The 2,499-nt window shown below is 70.5% G+C and carries 3 protein-coding genes and 1 pseudogene; 3 read left to right on the forward strand and 1 reads right to left on the reverse strand.

All coding sequences use genetic code 11. The features are described from left to right. Positions 1–160: 160 nt before the first annotated feature. Together GTW40_RS33550 and GTW40_RS17210 are read left to right on the forward strand one after the other, a co-directional pair. Complete coding sequence (locus GTW40_RS33550) at positions 161–289, forward strand: hypothetical protein (RefSeq protein ID WP_272919015.1); 129 nt, start codon at positions 161–163, stop codon at positions 287–289. A gap of 31 nt (positions 290–320) precedes the next feature. Next, positions 321–1,085: a DUF4239 domain-containing protein gene (locus GTW40_RS17210; protein WP_161181086.1), complete on the forward strand. Its 765-nt coding sequence runs from the start codon at positions 321–323 to the stop codon at positions 1,083–1,085. A 111-nt stretch (positions 1,086–1,196) separates the two neighbouring features. Here GTW40_RS17210 and GTW40_RS33170 read toward each other — a convergent pair whose 3' ends face one another. Then, on the reverse strand, positions 1,197–1,997 hold the full coding sequence (locus tag GTW40_RS33170) for a hypothetical protein (protein ID WP_161181087.1): 801 nt from the start codon (positions 1,995–1,997) through the stop codon (positions 1,197–1,199). 335 nt (positions 1,998–2,332) lie between these two features. On the opposite strand from GTW40_RS33170, the pseudogene GTW40_RS17220 reads away from it, so the two are divergent. Next, positions 2,333–2,499, forward strand: a pseudogene (locus GTW40_RS17220) (class F sortase); the annotation flags it as partial.

Genomic DNA, 2,499 nt, shown 5'->3' on the forward strand with positions numbered 1-2,499 from the left:
GCCCGCACCACCGCCCCCGCCAGCCGCGCCCGCTCCGCCCCCGGCACCGCCGCCGCCCCCACCGGCACCCGCGCCGAAGCCCGCGCCCAGGGCCGCCCCACCACCGAAGCCCACCCCGCCACCGAAGCCGAAGCCCACCCCGCGCCCCACCGCGACCCCGGTGAGCTACCCGGCGTACCACCCCAAGCCCGCCCGGCGGACCGCGACCTCCACCACCTCGCCGGTCACCTACGTGCTGCTCATCACCGTCCCCCCGATCGTCGCCGTCGCCGCCCTGCGCCCGCGCTGACGCGGCCGCACCCCACCCCTGGAGGAATCACTTGTCCGATTGGCTTGTCCTGCTCCTGGCGATGCTGGGCGCGTGCGCGGTGGTTGTGATCATCACCCTCGTACGGCACAAGCGCGCCCCGGAGGACGAGGACCCCAACGAGACCCCGGACGTCATCGAGTACATGACGATGTGGATCGGTGTCGTCTACGCCATCGTCCTCGGCCTCGCGATCGCGGGCGTGTGGGAGGCCCGCAGCGCCGCGCAGGACCAGGTGCAGAGCGAGGCCCAGGCCCTGCACGAGATCTACGAACGCGTCCGCGTCTACCCGCCGGACGTACGCGACCGCATCCGCGGCGACATCGACGCCTACGTCTCCCACGTCGTCACCACCGAGTGGACGTCGATGACCGACAAGGGCGAAGTGACCGACAAGGGAGCGGAGTTGCTCGCCCAGGTCCGGCACGACGTCACGGACTACCGGCCGAAGAACGACTTCGAGGCCCAGGCGTACCAGCCGGTCCTGGACCAGCTGGCCGCCGCCGACCAGGCGCGCAACGCGCGTGCCGACTCCACCGGGGACACCATGCCGCCGGTGGTGTGGTGGGGGCTGCTCGCCGGTGCGGTGATCACCGTCGGCATGGTCTTCGCGCTCCAGATCCGGCGCACCGCACGGGAGTTGATCCTCGCCGGGCTCTTCTCCGCGACCATCGCCTTCATGCTCTTCCTGATCTGGGACTTCGACGCCCCGTTCAGCCGGGGCATCGCGGCGACGGCGGAGCCCTTCCTCAGCCTGTTCCCGGGCGCCAAGGGGTAGGGGGCGCGTTTCCTCCTGGCACCCCCGCGTATCACGGGTACACGAAGATGCCGCCGCGTCCCGCGACGGTCGGCGGCGGCATCCGGGGAGAGGGACGGTGACGTACGGCCGTCAGATCCGCCTCTCCCCCCGACGGCGCATCCAGAACACGCCGCCGCCGAGGAAGGCCGAGGCGACGAGTCCGCTGCCGATGGCCATGTCGGCCGGGGCGGGACCGCTCGAACTGCTGCCGCCGAAGCCGCCGTTGACCCCGCCGAGCACGGTGAAGGCGTTCGGGCTGGTCACGGTTCGGCCGCCGCAGTCGACGGTGATGTCGTAACGGCCCGGCCGGGCATGGCGGAAGATCGTGGCGACACCGCGCGCGCTGTTGTCGCGGAACGAGTTGAGCTGGGTGGTGCGGAAGACCTCGGAGTACACGCTGCCGCCCCGGCAGCCCTCCACGGTCACCGTGAGACGGCCACCGGCCGGGAGCACGTTGGGGGACACGTGGATGTTGCGGATGCCGCCCTCGCCGTGACCGCCGCCCCCACCGAAGTCGTCGTTGTCGCGGCCACCGCCGAAGTCGTCATTGCCCCGGCCGCCACCGAAGTTGTCGTTGCCCCGGTTGTTTCCGTTGCCGTTGTTGTTGCCGTTGAAGTTGTTGTTCCCGTTTCCGTGCCCGTTCCCGTTGTTGTTGAAGTTGTTGTTGCCGTTGCCGTTGCCGTGCCCGTTGTTGAAGTTGTTGTTCCCGTTGAAGTTGCCGTTCCCGTTGAAGTTCCCGTTGCCGGGCACCGGGACCGGAACCGGGACGACGCCCGAGGTTCCCGCCACGCCGTTCCCGTTGCCCATGCCGTCCGCGACGGCCACGGGCGCCGTCGCCGAGAGCACGGCGATGGCGGCGCACACCGCCGCCAAGGCACCATGGTTTCGCATCTGAATCCTCCGCGGGAGGCACCCCGGGTCCGGTTCCCGGGTCGATCGGCGAGAAAGCACCTCCCGACAGCACCATCGGGCGCGCGGAACACGCCCGCATGTCGAGAATGCTCCGTCCTGGTGAGCGAGGACTCCGTACGACAAGCACACAATCGGATGTTGTCGCAGGTCACGTGCCGTCAGAAATTTCCTGTGAACCGCAACTCGGATGGCGCACCGGGAGGCTGACGGGCCACCCGTTCGCTCCTCGCCCGTCGCCGCTCCCCGCGCGAGGGACTTAATTTCTTCCCATGCGCTGTGGACGTGGCCGCGACCACGTGACGAAGGGATGGCGAATGTCTGCCTCCGAGCCTGCGGAGTGGGAGGAGCGGCCGCGGCGGCGCGCGCCCTGGGGCGTCATAGCGCTCGTCCTGCTGACCGGTCTGGCCCTCATCCGCAACGGTTCGGGCGAGTTCGACGTGGGCCCGCCCCAGCCGGCCGCCGCGGCGGCCCTGGACACCGG

Origin of the sequence: Streptomyces sp. SID4985 (genome assembly GCF_009863025.1) — a bacterium.
In the GTDB taxonomy this organism is placed as follows: Bacteria; Actinomycetota; Actinomycetes; order Streptomycetales; family Streptomycetaceae; genus Streptomyces.

Bases quoted from the DNA above. Each gene is read 5' to 3' on its own strand.
- GTW40_RS33170 (WP_161181087.1), bottom strand. From the start codon at position 1,997: ATGCGAAACCATGGTGCCTTGGCGGCGGTGTGCGCCGCCATCGCCGTG.